The organism is Paenibacillus sp. D9 (genome assembly GCF_001188365.1).
GTDB classification, from domain to species: domain Bacteria; phylum Bacillota; class Bacilli; order Paenibacillales; family Paenibacillaceae; genus Paenibacillus_O; species Paenibacillus_O humicus.
Map to the genome: position 1 here is coordinate 1229539 of NZ_JZEJ01000001.1, position 16045 is coordinate 1245583.

17 protein-coding genes are annotated in these 16045 nt (G+C 58.7%); all 17 read right to left on the reverse strand.

Annotated features, from left to right (window positions below):
- Window positions 1-1404, reverse strand: coding sequence for a DUF342 domain-containing protein (locus VE23_RS05710; RefSeq protein ID WP_048747529.1), 1404 nt, complete (start codon window positions 1402-1404; stop codon window positions 1-3).
- Window positions 1405-1417: 13 nt separating this feature from the next.
- A complete protein-coding gene (locus VE23_RS05715; RefSeq protein WP_048747526.1) occupies window positions 1418-2206 on the reverse strand; it encodes a FliA/WhiG family RNA polymerase sigma factor in 789 nt (262 codons plus the stop codon).
- 72 nt (window positions 2207-2278) lie between these two features.
- Window positions 2279-2743 (reverse strand): hypothetical protein, encoded by a 465-nt coding sequence (locus tag VE23_RS05720; protein WP_021879151.1) that lies wholly within the window; start codon window positions 2741-2743, stop codon window positions 2279-2281.
- 2 nt (window positions 2744-2745) lie between these two features.
- Complete coding sequence (locus VE23_RS05725) at window positions 2746-3240, reverse strand: chemotaxis protein CheD (protein ID WP_048750056.1); 495 nt, start codon at window positions 3238-3240, stop codon at window positions 2746-2748.
- Window positions 3237-3857 carry a chemotaxis protein CheC gene (locus VE23_RS05730; RefSeq protein WP_048750058.1) on the reverse strand — a complete coding sequence of 207 codons (621 nt, stop codon included), beginning with the start codon at window positions 3855-3857 and terminating at the stop codon, window positions 3237-3239. The genes VE23_RS05725 and VE23_RS05730 overlap by 4 nt, the downstream gene beginning before the upstream one ends.
- A gap of 5 nt (window positions 3858-3862) precedes the next feature.
- Complete coding sequence (locus tag VE23_RS05735; protein WP_048750064.1) at window positions 3863-4324, reverse strand: chemotaxis protein CheW; 462 nt, start codon at window positions 4322-4324, stop codon at window positions 3863-3865.
- A 23-nt stretch (window positions 4325-4347) separates the two neighbouring features.
- On the reverse strand, window positions 4348-6402 hold the full coding sequence (locus VE23_RS05740) for a chemotaxis protein CheA (RefSeq protein ID WP_048750065.1): 2055 nt from the start codon (window positions 6400-6402) through the stop codon (window positions 4348-4350).
- Between the two features lie 38 nt (window positions 6403-6440).
- Window positions 6441-7763 (reverse strand): protein-glutamate methylesterase/protein-glutamine glutaminase, encoded by a 1323-nt coding sequence (locus tag VE23_RS05745; RefSeq protein ID WP_049867537.1) that lies wholly within the window; start codon window positions 7761-7763, stop codon window positions 6441-6443.
- A 29-nt stretch (window positions 7764-7792) separates the two neighbouring features.
- The gene (locus tag VE23_RS05750; RefSeq protein WP_021879155.1) at window positions 7793-8662 is read right to left on the reverse strand and encodes a MinD/ParA family protein; all 870 of its coding nucleotides are present in this window, start codon (window positions 8660-8662) and stop codon (window positions 7793-7795) included.
- Window positions 8655-10022, reverse strand: a complete 1368-nt coding sequence (gene flhF / locus VE23_RS05755) for a flagellar biosynthesis protein FlhF (protein ID WP_069202431.1) — start codon at window positions 10020-10022, stop codon at window positions 8655-8657. The genes VE23_RS05750 and flhF overlap by 8 nt, the downstream gene beginning before the upstream one ends.
- Entirely contained in the window at window positions 10019-12052 is a 2034-nt protein-coding gene (gene flhA, locus VE23_RS05760; RefSeq protein WP_021879157.1) for a flagellar biosynthesis protein FlhA, read from the reverse strand. The genes flhF and flhA overlap by 4 nt, the downstream gene beginning before the upstream one ends.
- A 23-nt stretch (window positions 12053-12075) precedes the next feature.
- On the reverse strand, window positions 12076-13170 hold the full coding sequence (gene flhB, locus VE23_RS05765) for a flagellar biosynthesis protein FlhB (protein ID WP_048745244.1): 1095 nt from the start codon (window positions 13168-13170) through the stop codon (window positions 12076-12078).
- Between the two features lie 14 nt (window positions 13171-13184).
- On the reverse strand, window positions 13185-13982 hold the full coding sequence (gene fliR, locus VE23_RS05770) for a flagellar biosynthetic protein FliR (protein WP_048745245.1): 798 nt from the start codon (window positions 13980-13982) through the stop codon (window positions 13185-13187).
- A 10-nt stretch (window positions 13983-13992) separates the two neighbouring features.
- Complete coding sequence (gene fliQ, locus VE23_RS05775; RefSeq protein WP_021879160.1) at window positions 13993-14262, reverse strand: flagellar biosynthesis protein FliQ; 270 nt, start codon at window positions 14260-14262, stop codon at window positions 13993-13995.
- Window positions 14263-14286: 24 nt separating this feature from the next.
- Window positions 14287-15012: a flagellar type III secretion system pore protein FliP gene (gene fliP / locus VE23_RS05780; protein ID WP_373864538.1), complete on the reverse strand. Its 726-nt coding sequence runs from the start codon at window positions 15010-15012 to the stop codon at window positions 14287-14289.
- Window positions 15013-15035: 23 nt separating this feature from the next.
- Window positions 15036-15668: a FliO/MopB family protein gene (locus VE23_RS05785; RefSeq protein WP_084781319.1), complete on the reverse strand. Its 633-nt coding sequence runs from the start codon at window positions 15666-15668 to the stop codon at window positions 15036-15038.
- A gap of 5 nt (window positions 15669-15673) precedes the next feature.
- Window positions 15674-16036 (reverse strand): response regulator, encoded by a 363-nt coding sequence (locus VE23_RS05790; RefSeq protein ID WP_021879164.1) that lies wholly within the window; start codon window positions 16034-16036, stop codon window positions 15674-15676.
- Window positions 16037-16045: the final 9 nt, after the last annotated feature.

A 16045-nucleotide genomic window follows, 5' to 3' on the forward strand; every position in this document is an offset into this window, starting at 1 on the left:
CTACACGATGGAGCCCATCGTGATTTCCCCGTCGATGTAGCGGAAGCTGACACGAGAGGCGGGATCCTTGATGAAACGGGTATACCTTCCGATTACGATCCGCGTCCCTCCATATACGGTTCCGGACACCTCGACCCGTGCCGTGCTGGAATCCTCCAGCGAACGCTCGATCTCCAGCACCCGGTCGCGGACTTCGTCCAGCTCGGCCGATGTCTGCTTTTTGGTCGCTCCGAGCTTGATTCGCAGCGCGAGCTTATCCGGAGAAATCTGGCCGGTAGCAGCCAGCTGGTCGAGAAGAGCGAGTGCCTTCTCCGTTTTATCGAGCGCTTCTCCGTGCGTTTTCATTAGTTTGCGGAGATGGAGCAGTTCCTGCCGCAGTTCCGGCCTGACGCCGACTTCTATGGAAGTCGCCGTCGACATCCCGTTGCCGATCGTCCGGGCCTTGACCGCTTCGCCGGCTTGAACGGATCCGCCGACGATCAGCCCCTTCGCTCCAAGGCAAATGACATTCTCGCCCGCTTTCACCTGGGAGTGCATGATGCTCTGGCTGACCTGGACATCCTCGCCCGCCGATACGGTTCCATCCTGAACAAATGAGCAGCGGAGCGACTTGCCGCACTTGATGCTTCCTTTGTTTCCGGCCATGATGCCGCCCGTAATCTCGATCGATCCGTCCGACTCAAGCTCAGCGCCTTCCACGCCCCCGACGACCCGGATATCGCCGGCAGCCCTTACTTTGAAGCCGTTCAGCACGTTGCCGCGAATGACGACGGTGCCGACGAAGTCGATATTGCCCGTTCGATAATCCACGTCTCCATTGACCTCGTAGACCGGGAACACGTTGATGGTTTCGCTGCCGGTCAGCGTGAACACCCCGTCGAGCGCGGCATACACCATCGTGCGCTCCGGATTGCACACCACATTTTTGCCGACCTTAAGGCGCATATCGCGGCCCCGCTTGCCCGCAACCGGCTCGCCGGCAACATTTATGCCGGCTTCTCCGTCGCCCGGCTCTATTTTGCGCGCGACCAGCTGCCCGCGCTGCACGTTGCGGATGCGGTTGACTTCCTTGAAATCCACCTTGCCGCTATCGTTCTCCTCCGGCTTGAAGCCGTCGCTCAAGTCGATTGCAAACATGACGCGGGCATCTGTGCCCTGCCTGGCAGGCAGCCCCTTGGCCACGACCGTTTCCTTGACGCTGCATGCCGCGGGATCGCCGGCGATCGCTTGCAGGGCTTCCGGCAGGATGCCATAGGAGATTCCGGCCTGCCGGACAAGCCGCTCCAGTTCTTGAGCCGTAACGGAAAAGTCGTCGTCGCAGCGTTGAAAATGAATGTAACCGGTCATTCGGTCAGGCGACAGGCTTACTTTGAGATAAGATTCCAAATCAAGCTGCTGGTTCATCGCTTTTCCTCCTTCAGGAGTTCTGCATCAGTTGATCTTTCTGCTTGGAAAGCGCTCCTCTCAGGCGAAGGATCGCCTTGGAATGAAGCTGAGAGATGCGAGAGGGGGACAGGGACATGACTTCGGCGATCTCGCTCAAGGAAAGCTCTTCATAATAGAAGAGAGAGACGACGATCCGTTCTTTTTCCGTCAATCGCTCGATTCCTTTCACGAGGGATTCCTTGAGGAAAAATTCATGCACTTTATGGTCCGGATTTTTCGCTTTCTCGTCCACCAGCAAGGACATTCTTGTCTCGCTCTCCTCCTCGCGGATCGGATCCTCAAGGGAACAGACCGTCGTGACGGCGATTTCCTGCAGCATCGTCGTGAACTCCCTTTCCGATACTTGAAGATAAGTGCTGATTTCAGCATCGGACACGGACCGCAAATACTGCTGCTCCAGATGCTGATAGGCTTCCTCTATTCGCTTGGCCTTTTCGCGGACCGAACGGGGGACCCAGTCGCCTTGCCGGAGGCCGTCGATGATGGCCCCCCTGATGCGCCAGGAAGCGTAGGTTTCGAATTGAAGGCCTCGTTTGTAATCGAATTTATCGATCGCGTCAATCAGCCCCATCGCGCCGTTGCTCGCAAGATCGTCTTTGGATACATTTTTGGGCAGGCCGATCGCCATTCGGTTCGTCACGTAATCGACCAGCGGCAAATACTGCTCAATCAGAGCCTTCTTCGCGTCTATATCCTGCTCTTCCTTCCATTTCTCCCACATCGCCATGTTGGACAAATGAGGCGCTTTCGGCTCTGTCATGGCTTCCAAGCCTCCTTCAGGATTCACCTCGCGGTTATTCCAGCCGTTAGGATGCATGCCTGCAGCCTAATGCTACTGCTCTTCTTCTCTGCTAATATGACGGACAGCCTGTGCAAGCTCGTCCGGCTCCATGCCGGAAGGAACCGATTTCAGCCGGGCCGGCTGCAGCGGCTGGAAGCCGCTGTTCTGCTGCTCCGGAGCCGAGGAGGCGTCCACGCCTTCGGAGCCGTCCGGCTGCCTCGATCCTCCGGCAGGCGGCCGCAGGCCTTGAAGGAGCAGCTCGTTCAAATCCTCCCCATTCGCGGAAAGGTCCAGATGCTGCCCGGCTGCCGCTTCCTCCCCGACTTCCCGGTCGGGCTGAGGGACGGTCTGCTTCAGCAGAACCCGCAATGCGTAACCGATCGCCCAGAAGGCCGCGGCAGCCGCCAGAGCCCGGGTCGCCGCGGCGTCGATCGGATTGCGTCCCAGGTTGATCGCCGCCGTCAGGACCGCTCCGAGCGCCGCCGACCATGCATTGATGCGCCATGTACCTATCACGCCTACAACTCCTTTGTGCCCTGCTGGACGGAGCGGACATGCAGGATGCCCGTGCCCGAATCCAGCTCGATCGTTCTGCCGTAGCTGCCGCCCGTATCCTCGGCGAGGATGGGAATGCCGTAGCTGGCAAGGACGGCCGTGCAGCTTTCCACATTGCGGGGGCCGATCCGCAGCGAATCATTGGCCGACAAGGCCGCGAACATTTGGGCGCCGCCGGCCATCTTGGCCGACAGACGGCCAAGGCGGGCACCCGCCTTCTGCATTTCTTCAATCAACAAGGGAAGAGCGGTGTCGGCGTATTTGGCCCGGTTGAAATCCGCTTCCCTGGCGATCGAGGAATTCGGGAGCATGACATGGGCCATTCCGCCGATCCTCTTCTCTGCATCGTACAACGTCAGCCCGACGCAGGAGCCGAGTCCCGTCGTACGGATGGCGCTGCCGTCGAGAGCGATATTGAGATCGGCCATTCCGACTTTCACGACTTGCTGCTGGATCATTCGAGCGGCACTCCTAGCGAGCGGAAGATAGTGGAGAACGATTCCGGGTCCGGAATCAGGAAGAACTGGCCATCCAGAACTTCCCCTCCGTCAAGAAATTTGGTCTCGATCAGCAGCGCTGTGTCGCCCATTTCTCCGTATTGCATAAGCCCGTACACGAGAACGGCTCCCGCCATGTCCATCGCGACGGCAGGTACGCTGGGCGCCAGGCTCAGCTTGGTGAGATCGGCCAGCGAAGATAAATAGGAGCCTGCGAGAATATTGCCGATCTCTCCGATGGCGGACAATTCCATATCCGAGTATTCGAGATCCTCTTCGACCTCCATCGCCGCAAGCCTGCGGAGCATCTTCTTGGCCGCGACCGGATTCATCAGAAAGAACAGATTGCCGGGAGCCTCGCCTTCCACGCGGAGAAACACCGCCATGACCAGCTCCTCGGCGCCTCCGGCCCGTTCCGCCACCTCCTCGAACGGCACCAGGCTCACCTTCGGCACGGCCATGTCGACCGGCTTGTTCAGCAAAGTGGACAGAGCCGTTGCCGCGTTGCCGGAGCCGATGTTGCCGACTTCCTTCAGGACATCCAGTTCGAAGTCGGCCAGCTTGTCGAGTGTGCTCAAATCGGTCAAGCCTCCATTTGCTCCAGCTGCACGATTTCGTTCTTGTTCAGCACTTCCGACAGGTTGAGCATGACGAGAAGCCTGCCCTGAGGCGTCTTGGCGATTCCGCGCAAATACTTGGCCTGGATGCCGCCGACGACTTCAGGCGGAAGGTCGATGTTGTCGGTGTTGATGTCCGTCACGTCGTTGGCGCGATCGACGACGAATCCGACCTCCAGCTCTCCGGAGCGCACGATGATGATGCGGGTCTGGTCCGTCGATTCCGTCTCCTCCAGCCCGAAGCGGCCCCGAAGATCGATGACCGGAACGACGACGCCGCGCAGGTTGACGACTCCCTTCACGAAGGCAGGCGTCTTGGGCACGCGAGTGACCGGCATGAGCCTTTCCACCGTCTTCACTTTATCGACCTCGATGCCGTATTCTTCTTCTCCCAGCGCAAACACGATTACTTTCAGTTCTTCTCCCATATCCGTTTGCCTCCTCCGATAGATTATTTGAACAGGGCGTTCGGATCGATGATGAGGGCGACCTGGCCATCGCCGAGAATGGTCGCTCCGGATACGGCCGGAATCTGGCCGAGATAACCGCCCATCGACTTCAGCACGATCTCGCTCTGGCCGATGAAGTCGTCCACGATGACTGCCGCCCATTTGTCGCCTTTGCGGATGACAAGATACTCGCTCTCCAGCTCTTCTTCTTCGTTGAAGTCGGCTGTTTCAAGCACACTGCCGAGAGATACGAGCGGAATGACCGCATTGCGGTATGTAATCATCCGGCTGCCATGCACGTTCAGGATGCTGTCCCGGCTGAGAATGCCGGTCTCCACGATGGAAGAAAGCGGAATGGCGTATTTCTCCGAGCCGAGCTTGATCAGCATCGCGGTGATGATCGACAACGTGAGCGGGAGCTGGATGCTGAATTTGGAGCCGATGCCGGCCTTGGATTCGACCGATACGTTGCCGCCCAAGGAAAGGATTTTCGAGCGGACGACGTCGAGTCCGACCCCGCGTCCCGAAATGTCCGAGATCGTATCCGCCGTGCTGAAGCCGGGCGCGAAGATCAGGTTGTTGATTTCGTCCTGTGTCATCCGCGCCGCTTCCTGCGCGCTGAGCACCCCGTTCTCGACAGCCTTGGCCTTGACCTTCTCGGAATTGATGCCCCTTCCGTCTTCCTCCACCTCGATAAAGACGTGGTTGCCGCTATGATAAGCCCGCAGGAATATCGTGCCGGTCTCCGGCTTGCCTGCTTCCAGGCGGCCATCCGTCGTTTCCAGGCCATGGTCGAGGGAGTTGCGGAGCAGATGGACGAGAGGATCGCCGATCTCGTCGATGACCGTCCGGTCCAGCTCGGTGTCGGCGCCGACGATGACGAGATCAACCTTTTTATTCAGGTTTTTGGCCAGATCCCGCACCATGCGGGGGAACCGGTTGAAGACGGAATCGATCGGAACCATGCGGAGCTTGAGCACGATGTTCTGCAGATCGCCGCTGATGCGGGATAGATGCTCGACCGTTTCGCTCAGCTCCGTGCGCCCGATCTCGGAAGCGAGCTGCTCCAGCCGGACCCGGTCGATCAGCAGCTCGCTGAACAGGTTCATCAGCGAATCCAGCCGGTCGATGTCCACCCGAATCGTCCGCGATGCGGCCGGAGCAGCCGGAGCCGATGCAGCCGCCGTCTGCCGCTTGGCTTCCGCGGCTGCGGAAGACGCGGCTTGAACGTCCGCCGTCCTTGCTTCCGCCGCTTTTACGGCTTCAGGAATTTCAGGATGGGCCAGCGCTTCCAGAGCGGCTTCGTCCAGAAGGCTGGCAGCGGCTGCGGCAATTTCGGAAATGTTGCCGGCTCCTTCCGCAATGGCCTGCTCGTCGGAGGCTGTTACGAGAATGACGGTGAAGGACTTGTCGAACTTTTCCTGCTCGAGATCCGTCACCGAAGGAATCGATTTGATGACTTCGCCGTGCTGTTCCAGGAAATTGAAGACCATATAGGATCGCGCTGCCTTGAGCACGCAGGAATCCTCCAGCTCGATATCGAGCCGCACGGCTTTAAGCCCGCTTTCGACCGACTGCTTGAGCACCGACAGCTGGAATTCGTCCAGATCGGCGGAGGCTCCGTTCTCATTCTTGGCAGCGGCTTGAGTTCCCGCCGCCGCGTCCTTGGCCAGATAACTGCCGTCGACGATGGATTTCAGGGAGGACAGCAGCTCCGCGACATCGGCTTTGCCGGCCCCTCCGGCCGTAATGTCGGCAACCATCGTCTCCAGAGCGTCCAACCCTTTGAAGAGCACATCGAAGATGAAAGCGTCCATCGTCAGCTTGCCGTTGCGGACAAGATCGAGGACATTCTCCATCTCGTGGGTGAGGGAAGCGAGATCCTCGAATCCCATCGTCGCCGACATTCCTTTCAGCGTATGGGCCGAGCGGAAGATGATCTGGACAATGCCGATGTCGGCCGGATCGCTTTCGAGCTTCAGGAGATTTTCATTGAGTGCTTGAAGATGATCATTGGATTCATCGATAAACATAGACAGATAAGCGTTCATATCCATTACAGGTCCACCTCCTGAACTAAGTTTGCTGTCCTGCCCTACCGGCAGCGCCGGGCAAGCTCTCCTGCAATTTGGAAAAGCGGCAGCACCGTCTGCGAGCCTCCGAGCTCAACCGCGCTGCGAGGCATTCCGTACACCACGCAGGTTTCCTCCGACTCTGTGATCGTGCTGGCCGCACCGCTCTCCCGGAGCTCCAGCATGCCTTTGGCTCCGTCGCTGCCCATTCCGGTAAGAAGAACGCAATGGCGCTCCAGCTCCGCATAGGGAACGATGGAGCGGAACAGCACGTCCACCGAAGGACGGTGCCCGCTGACTGCCGGCGATTGGGTCAGCCGGATCCGGTAGCCGGATCCGTCCTTCTCGAGCTCCATATGGCTTCCGCCGGGGGCGATGTAGACACGGCCGGCAAGGACGCGCTCGCCCTGCTCCGCTTCCGTCACCTCGATCATGCTGCCTGCTTCAAGCCGTTTGGCCAGCGATGCCGTGAAGCGGGGAGGCATATGCTGGACGACCAGCACCGGAGCCGGCAAGCTTGCCGGCAGCGAGCCGATCACTTCGCTGAGCGCTCGCGGGCCGCCGGTCGATGTGCCGATGGCGACAATCTGCGTCCACTTTTCTCTGGAAGCCAGAGATTTGGGGGCCGATTCCTCGGCTGATACAGGCGGAATGGAAGCCGGCCCCGTCTTCGCAGGCCGCGAGGCGCCTGAAGCCGGCCGTGCGGCCCGCTCCTTGGAGAGAGGAGCTTCGCTGGGACTTGCTGATCTGCGCTTGGCATCCGCAACGGGAGGAATCCGCGTCTTGCGCGTCTCGCCCGGCATCTCGCGGGCTGCGCTGCGCGGGCCTGGAGCGGATGCAGGCTTCGCCTGGCCGGCGGCTTCGCCTGCCTGCTTGCGTGCAGGCAGCTCCTTCTTCCCTGCCGCCTCCCGCGCCGGAAGGCGAGGATGGATGAGCCGGCCTCGGAATTGAAGGGCGGTATGCAGCTTCTCCCTCAGCAGGCGTCCGATCGTCTCAATCTCCCCTGGCGGCGAAGCCGGAGAAGGCTTGCGGATGAAATCGAATGCTCCCTGCTGCAGCGCGGCGATCGTGAGCGAAGTATGCTCCTCGCTGATGCCGGAGAACATGATCACCGGAAGCGGACGGCTCTCCATGACCGCCACGAGAGCTTCGAGTCCGTTCATCTCGGGCATCTCCAGATCCATTGTCATGGCATCGGGCGCGAGAAGCCTTGCGGCCTCCAGCGCTTCCTTGCCTGTCGCCGCCGTCCCGGCCACCTCAAAAGCCGGGTCCTTCAGGATCAAATCCCGAATTATGGCGCGCATGAAGGCGGAATCGTCCACGATCAAAATACGGAACTTCTCCATCTCCTCATCTCTCCCATCTAAGCCAAAGGTTAACGTTTCCGACTGAACCACTGCTGTAGAATACCTTTGACGCTGCGATGAGGAAGACTGTCTGCCGGCAAATCGAGGTATTGCCTGGCGATCTGCATGATGCTTCTTGCCGCGTCCGAATCCGGATAAGCAATGAGAAACGGCTTCTGCGTACGGACCGCTTTGCCCACCTTGCCGTCGTCCGCGACGTAGCCGCCGTAAGGAAGGCGGATGCCGAGAAAGCGGTCTGCCGCCATGTCCATCTTGGCCGCCGTATGGCGCCCTTCCTGCTCATCGAAGGCACGATTGACGACTACCCGGAACCGCGTATCCGGCATGCTTCCCGAAACCATCTTGACGAGCGCGTAAGCATCCGTGATGGATGTCGGCTCGGGAGTCGTCACGACGAAGGTTTCGTGGGCCGCCTGGATGAAACGTTCCGACTCCCGTGTCAATCCCGCTCCGGTATCGAACAGGATGAAGTCATATTCTCCCTGGAGCATGCCGAGCTGCTCGTCCGCTTCCTGAAGCTGCCGATCCGTAAGATGAAGCAGCTCCCGGAATCCGGACCCGCCGGCTACGAAATGCAGCCCGGACGGTCCCAGCTGGATGATGTCGCGGATGCTTTTGGCGCCGGTGAACAGATGATAGAGAGAGTATGGCGCCGGAATGCCCATCAGCACGTCCAGATTGGCCATGCCGATATCCGCGTCGATGACGAGCACTTTTCGGCCCAGAGACTGCAGCGCGAGTCCGAAATTCAGACTGAAGTTGGACTTGCCGACTCCGCCCTTCCCGCTCGTCACCGTCAGCAGCCGCGCGTTCTTTTCCATCTGCCCGCCCGTCCGCTCCTTGATCAGGTTGCGAAGCGCCTGGGCCTGGTCACTCATTCGGCTGGTTCCCCAGAAGCAGCTTCACATAACGGTCTGACCGGAACGGCTCGAGATCGTCCGGAACCGTCTGGCCGAAGGCCAGATAAGCCGGCTTCAGCCCGTGGTCCATGATCAGATTGAAGGCCGCGCCGTACACCGTCGTTTCATCCAGCTTGGTGAAAATGACCTTGTCCACCCCGTGCCGGATGAAAGGCTGCGCTACCGCTTCCATATCCGGCGTGCGGGCGGTCAGGCTGAGCACCAGCAGCGTATCCGCATCCTCGCTGCTTCTCAGCAGGCTGTTGACCTCGTGGATCTGCAGCTCGCTGCGGTAATTCCTGCCGGCCGTATCCATGAGCACGGCATCCTTCTGCTCCAGCTGCTGGAATGCCCTTGCCGCCTCCGCGGGGGAGAAGACGACTTCCAGCGGAATTCCCAATATATCCGCATAGGTCCGAAGCTGGTCGACAGCGGCGATGCGGTACGTATCCGCGGTGATCAGGCCGACAGCTTTGCGATGGCGCAAAGTAAGATCCGCCGCCAGCTTCGCGATGGTCGTCGTCTTGCCGACGCCTGTCGGTCCGACGAAATGCAGCACCCGGCTATGCTCAGCCGGTTTCTCTCCCATATATGGCTCCAGCCACATTTGCAAATGCTCTGCGGCTGCCGCCCAAAGAGCTTGAGGATCTTCGCTTAGAAGACTGTAATCCGGCTTGGCCTGCAAGTCGGCCAGAAGCCTTTCCCGCCAAGCGGCCTTGACCTCCTGCGCTTCCAGCCTTTCCATCAGGCTGGACACATGGACCGGCGCCGTTTCGGCGGCCTGGGCGCCGGACAGCTGGCGGATCCAGGTTTTGAGGTCGCGAACTTCCCGGAGCAGATCCGGCTCCATTCCTTGAGAGGCAGGCTCGCGGAAGCCGCTTGCCGGGGCGGCGGCAGCGGAGCCGTTGGAAGCGGCCGCCTTCCCGGCGGATACAGCAGGCTCAGGTGCAGCTTCGCCTGCAAATGCAGGCGGGCTGGCAGCAGGCTTAGCGACCGACTTGTACTTGGCCGCCGCAAGCGAAGCCGGAGCAGACGGGGCTGCCGTAGAAGACAGCGCAGCCGGCTGCCTGGGCGCTGCCTCTGGCTCCGGCGAAGCCGACTGCCTCGAGGCCGCTGCTGCCAACGATTGGAGGGTGTCGGCAAATGCAGGGGATGGCGCCGGCGGGCTGACGGTTTCCGCCGCCGCAACGACCTCGATGCCTTTTTTGCCGAACATGCCGAGGAACCCTCCGGTCTTGATTTCCTTCGTGCTCAAGATGACGGCATCCTTGCCCAAATCTCCTCGGATAAGCGCCATAGCCTCCGGCATGGACGACACGACGTAGCGCTTCACTCTCACAAGCTCACCGTCCCTATGCTCTGAACTTCAATGGAAGGCTCCAGCTCGCTGTAGGACAGCACCGGAATGTCACCCATCACCCGTTCGATCATCTGCCGCAAATACATGCGGATCGTCGGCGAAGCAAGCACGACCGGCTGGTGCCCGGACTGGATCTGCCGATTGACTTGCTCGCTCACCTTATTGCAGATCTGCTGGGTGGCGATCGGATCCATGGCCAGATAGCTGCCATGCTCGGACTGCTGGACGGCTTCGGCGATTTTCTTCTCCAGCGCCGGGCTGACCGTAATGACCCGCATCGAGTTGCCGCCTGCGCTGTACTGCTGCGTAATCTGGCGGGAGAGCGCCTGGCGGGCGTACTCCGTCAATATGTCGGTATCCTTCGAGTACAGCCCGTGGTCGGCCAAAGTCTCGAAGATGCTGACAAGGTCCCGGATCGAGATTTTCTCTTTGAGCAGCTTGGCAAGCACCTTCTGCACATCCCCGATCGTCATGACGGAAGGAATGAGTTCCTCCACGAGCGCCGGGTAGGCTTCCCGCATGTTGTCGATAAGCGCCTTGGTCTCCTGCCTGCCGAGCAGCTCATGCGCATGGCGCTTGATGATCTCGGTCAGATGGGTGGCGACGACCGATGGCGGATCGACGACGGTGTAGCCCGACATCTCGGCCCTTTCCTTGGTCGCCTCGTCGATCCATAACGCCGGCAGTCCGAAGGCCGGCTCCATCGTCTCGATGCCGATGATGGATTCGTCCTCGAAGCCCGGGCTCATCGCCAGATAATGATTCAGGAGCAGGTCGCCGCGAGCGACCGTATTGCCTTTGATCTTGATGATGTATTCGTTCGGCCGAAGCTGGATGTTGTCTCGGATGCGAATCACGGGAACGACAAGCCCGAGCTCGAGCGCGCACTGGCGGCGGATCATGATGATCCGGTCCAGAAGATCGCCGCCCTGCTGCGTATCCGCGAGCGGGATGAGGCCGTAGCCGAATTCGAATTCGATCGGATCCACATGCAGCAGGTTCACGACGCTTTCCGGACTCCGCACTTCCTCGATCTCCTTCTCCTCCACCATCTGCTCCTGCTCTGCGATCGCTCGGCTTTGCTCGCCTTGCATCTTCCACCCCAAGTAGACAAGCAGTCCCGCGATCGGGAACGTGCGGATGATTCCGATAGGGGTGAACAGACCCAGCAGGGCGATGGTGCCGGCCACGACGAACAGCAGCTGCGGATACCGCAGAATCTGGCTGGTCAGGTCATGGGCCAGATTGCCTTCCGAAGCCGCTCTCGTCACAATCAGGCCGGCAGCGGTAGAGATGAGCAGCGCCGGAACCTGACTGACGAGACCGTCGCCGATCGTCAGGATGGAATACGTGTTGAGAGCTTCGGTGAAGCCCATCCCATGCACCGCCATCCCGATGATGAAGCCGCCGAGAAGGTTGATGATGAGGATGATGATCGATGCGATCGCATCTCCCTTGACGAATTTGCTCGCGCCGTCCATCGACCCGTAGAAGTCGGCTTCCCGCTCGATCTTGGAGCGGCGGGCCCGAGCCTGCTGCTCGTTGATCATGCCTGCGTTGAGATCCGCATCGATGCTCATCTGCTTGCCCGGCATGGCATCGAGCGTGAACCTTGCCGCAACCTCCGCGACCCTCTCGGAGCCTTTGGTGATGACGATGAACTGCACGACAACCAAGATCAGGAACACGACAAAGCCGATGGCGACCTGGCCTCCGGCAACCCAGTTTCCGAATGTCTGGACCACCTCGCCCGCGTGGGCATGGACAAGGATGTTGCGGGTTGTCGATACGTTGAGGGCGAGCCTGAACAAGGTCGTAATCAACAGGAGCGCCGGGAAGATGGAGAAATCCAGCGCTTCTTTTGTATTCATCGCTATTAAGAGAATGATAAGAGCGACCGATATGTTGATTACGAGCAGGAAGTCCATCAGAAAAGTAGGGATGGGGATGACCATCATTAGGACAATGCCGATAATCCCTACCAAGATTGCCAGGTCCCTCGGTTTCATGACGAATGCCTCCGCTTACTGAATTAAGATGATTTGCTGCGGCCTTTCAGCTTGTATACATAGGCCAGCACTTCCGCGACCGCTTGGAACAGATCCGGCGGTATGCTGTCCCCGATTTCCGTCCTGTCGTACAAGGCTCTCGCCAGCGGACGGTTCTCCATCGTGACGACTCCGTTCTCCTTCGCGACTTCCTTGATCCTCAAGGCGACGTAATCCATTCCCTTCGCCAAAATGACGGGAGCCTGCATGCGCGTGCCGTCGTAACGGATGGCGATGGCGAAGTGGGTCGGGTTCGTAATGACGACATCGGCCTTGGGCACTTCCTGCATCATGCGCTGAAGCGCCATCTTCCGCTGCCGCTCCTTGATCTTCCCTTTGATGAGCGGATTGCCCTCGCTCTTGATGTATTCATCCTTGATGTCCTGCTTGGACATTCGCAGATTTTTCTCATACTCGTATTTCTGATAGAAATAGTCCGCCGCCGCGATGACGATCATCAGCGAGGCGAATTCGAGACCGAGCTTCAAGGTCAGGCCGGCTGTGAACGTGAAGATGTCTTCGATGGGAGAATGTCCCAGCATGAGAATGCGTCCCCATTCTCCCCAGATCGTGTAGAACACGACCACTCCGACTACGAGCAGCTTGATGATGCTCTTGAAGAATTCCGCGACCGACCGCATCGAGAAGATGTTCTTGAATCCGCTGATCGGGCTCAGTTTCTTGAAGTCGGGCTTGAGCGGCGTCCCCGTAAGCAGAAAGCCTACCTGCACGTAGTTGAATGCCGCAGCCGCCACGAAAGCGAGCAGCAGAATCGGAGCCAGCAGCATGAGCAGCTCCATCATGACGTGATAGAACAGCGACATGACGTTGCCCGAGGTCAGATCCAGAGTGAGCCAGTCGTTGAACAGGCTGCCGAAAATACGGTAGATCCGTTCCTTGTAATACCCGCCGAGAACGAGGAAGCTTCCAATGACGAACAGGATGATGAAAGCGCCGGGAAGCTCGTGGGTTTTGGCGATCTGGCCCTTGTCGCGGGCTTCGCTGCGCTTCTTCGGCGTCGCTTTTTCGGTCTTCTCGCCGTTGAACAGCTGCAGGTCGACTTTGAACCGGAGCCTCATGGCCGTGTCCCTCCTCAAGAGCCTGTCCCGCCTTTGCTGCCGACAGCGTTGAACAGCTCGCCGAGCTTCTCGAACATCAGGCTGAACAAATGCCCGAACAGAACGCCGAGAGACGGCATCAGCAGCATCAGCAGCAGGATGCCGAGCATGATTTTGAGCGGGGCGCCGATGACGAATACGTTGTATTGAGGCGCCGTCCGCGCCAGGAAGCCAAGACCGACATCCGTCAGGAACATGGCTACGACAATCGGCGCCGCGATCTGCAGGGCGAGCAGGAAAGACTGGGAGAACGCCCTGACGAGAAAGTCCGAGATCAAGCCGCTGGAGACATGCTCCATCAGCCCCAGCTTGAGAGGCATCCAGTTGTAGCTGTTCATCAGCGCCTGCAGCATATACAGATGGCCGTTCATCGTCAGAAACAGCAGCGTCAGCACCATATACTTGAGATTGCCGGTAATCGGCGCCGAGGTTCCGCTCAGCGGATCGATGATGTTCGACATGGCGAGACCCATCTGCAGATCGATGAACGCGCCGGCCGTCTGGACGACCGTGAAAAACAGGTAGACGATGAATCCAAGCAGGAGCCCGATCAGGATTTCCTGGATGATGAGCAGGATAAAGCCCGCATCGGCAGCGGCCGTCTGTTTGATTCCGTACGAGAAGTACACAAGAAGCGAAACGGCGAAACCGAGGCCAATCTTGAGCCTCGCCGGCACGGTTCGAGTGGAAAAGACAGGCGCGACTACAAAAAAAGAGGTCATTCGACAAAAAATCAGCAAAAAAATAGGGAAACCGTTAAGAAATTGTTCCATCAGCCTCTGCCTACCCGATATAGTTGTGCAGGTTGTTCAGCAGGTTGTAGGTGAAATCCACCAGCGTGTTCAATATCCACGGACCGAACAGCAGAACCGCGGCCAATACGGCGACGATCTTGGGGACGAACGCCAGCGTCTGTTCCTGGATCTGGGTCGTCGCTTGAAAAATGCTGACGGCCAGGCCGACGACAAGCCCGAGAATAAGCATGGGCGCGCTCGCTTTCAGCATGACGAACATCGCTTGGCCCGCCAGGCCGATGATGAAATTGGAACTCATCGCATTCCCCTCCTTCTTCTGCGGTCATGACGGATTAAAGCTGAGCAGCAGCGACTTGATGACCAAATACCACCCGTCTACGAGGACAAACAGCAGAATTTTGAAAGGAAGCGAGATCATGACCGGCGGCAGCATCATCATCCCCATCGCCATCAGCGTACTGGAAACAACCATGTCGATAATCAAAAAGGGAATGAAGATCATGAATCCCATCTGGAACGCTGTCTTTAGTTCGCTGATCGCGTATGCCGGCACCAGCACCGTAATCGGAATATCCTGATAGGTTTTGGGCTTTTCCGCTTTGGTGTAGTTCAGAAACAGCAGCAGGTCCTTTTCCCTCGTATGCTGGAACATGAACTTCTTCATCGGCACAGCCGCTTTTTCAAGCGCCTCCGTCTGAGTCAGCTCGCCCTTCATATAAGGCTGCAGAGCCGTATCATTCACTTGCGACAGCGTTGGAGACATGACGAACAGCGTCAGGAACAACGCCAGACCGATCAGAACCTGATTCGGAGGCATCTGCTGGGTTCCGAGCGAAGTACGCACGAAACCAAGCACGATGACGATCCGGGTAAAGCTGGTCATAAGAATAAGGAAGGAAGGAGCAACCGTCAGAACGGTCACCATCAATACGATGGATAAAGCGCTCGTTCCTCCGGCGCTATCCCCGCCAATGTTGATATCGATGCCCGGCAGAGGCTCGGCGTAAGCGGCGCTCTGCCAGGCGAGCGACATGGCCAGGACAGTCATCAGCGAAAGCATACGTTTTCTAGTCATTCGTCCCTCAACCGATCCCTGTCTCTAGATTCCTGGAACAGCTGTTCAAGCTCTTCCTGCTGCCTGGATTGCTGCTCGAGCTTTTGATGCAGCAGCTTCTGGAACCGCTTGGCCTCTTCCTTGTCTCCGTCGGCCGAAGCTTGAACAGACCGGTTCCCTTCTCCTGTCTTGCCTTGGATTCTCCGCATCCACTCCCCCAGCGGAACGCCGGTTGAGGCATTGCGCTTCTCCAGTAGCTGGCTGCGGAGGCTGTCCGCTTCTTCCCCTGCCGGGAACCGGTCCAGAAGCGTCACATTCTCGCCGACGCCGACAACATAGATGGTGCCGGCTGTTTCAATGACCTGGATCGACTTGTTCGGTCCGAGCGTCAATCCTCCAAGCTGTTCAAGAGCTCTTGCGCCCCCCATCAGCTGGCTTCGCTTGGACAGCCAGCGAATAAGGAGGGTGATCAATCCGATGACAAGAGCAAGCGAAACCAGCACCCAGACTACGCTGCCCGTCATGCCCCCGCTCGCGAAGTGCGGCACCTCGCTCCCGCCGGAAGGAAGGGCATAATCAATCGTTCCATCAGGCTTCGGCGAAGCGGAAGGAGCGGCCGCCTGAGCCGCCAATCCGGCTAACAATGGCATTTCCGTTACCCAAGCGTCTTCTTGATGGCCTCGATGACCCGGTCAGCCTGGAACGGCTTCACGATGAAATCCTTCGCGCCGGCCTGAATGGCGTCGATGACCATCGCTTGCTGGCCCATGGCCGAGCACATGATGACTTTAACGTTCGGGTCGATTTTCCTGATTTCCTTCAAGGCGGCAATGCCGTCCATCTCCGGCATCGTAATGTCCATCGTGATCAGATCCGGCTTGACTTCCTTGTATCTTTCAATCGCCTGCGATCCGTCCTGAGCCTCGCCCACGACCTCGTACCCGTTTTTAGTCAGAATATCGCGAATCATCATTCGCATGAATGCAGCGTCATCAACGATCAGAATACGGTTTGCCATTTGTCATTT

Coding starts and splice junctions, on each gene's coding strand:
- VE23_RS05745 (WP_049867537.1), bottom strand. CDS start 7,763: ATGGAGAAGTTCCGTATTTTGATCGTGGACGATTCCGCCTTCATGCGC.
- VE23_RS05725 (WP_048750056.1), bottom strand. CDS start 3,240: ATGATCCAGCAGCAAGTCGTGAAAGTCGGAATGGCCGATCTCAATATC.
- VE23_RS05790 (WP_021879164.1), bottom strand. CDS start 16,036: ATGGCAAACCGTATTCTGATCGTTGATGACGCTGCATTCATGCGAATG.
- VE23_RS05710 (WP_048747529.1), bottom strand. CDS start 1,404: ATGAACCAGCAGCTTGATTTGGAATCTTATCTCAAAGTAAGCCTGTCG.
- flhA (WP_021879157.1), bottom strand. CDS start 12,052: ATGAAACCGAGGGACCTGGCAATCTTGGTAGGGATTATCGGCATTGTC.
- VE23_RS05715 (WP_048747526.1), bottom strand. CDS start 2,206: ATGACAGAGCCGAAAGCGCCTCATTTGTCCAACATGGCGATGTGGGAG.
- VE23_RS05785 (WP_084781319.1), bottom strand. CDS start 15,668: ATGCCATTGTTAGCCGGATTGGCGGCTCAGGCGGCCGCTCCTTCCGCT.
- VE23_RS05750 (WP_021879155.1), bottom strand. CDS start 8,662: ATGAGTGACCAGGCCCAGGCGCTTCGCAACCTGATCAAGGAGCGGACG.
- flhB (WP_048745244.1), bottom strand. CDS start 13,170: ATGAGGCTCCGGTTCAAAGTCGACCTGCAGCTGTTCAACGGCGAGAAG.
- fliQ (WP_021879160.1), bottom strand. CDS start 14,262: ATGAGTTCCAATTTCATCATCGGCCTGGCGGGCCAAGCGATGTTCGTC.
- fliR (WP_048745245.1), bottom strand. CDS start 13,982: ATGGAACAATTTCTTAACGGTTTCCCTATTTTTTTGCTGATTTTTTGT.
- VE23_RS05735 (WP_048750064.1), bottom strand. CDS start 4,324: ATGGGAGAAGAACTGAAAGTAATCGTGTTTGCGCTGGGAGAAGAAGAA.
- fliP (WP_373864538.1), bottom strand. CDS start 15,012: ATGACTGTCCTGGCCATGTCGCTCGCCTGGCAGAGCGCCGCTTACGCC.
- VE23_RS05740 (WP_048750065.1), bottom strand. CDS start 6,402: ATGGATATGAACGCTTATCTGTCTATGTTTATCGATGAATCCAATGAT.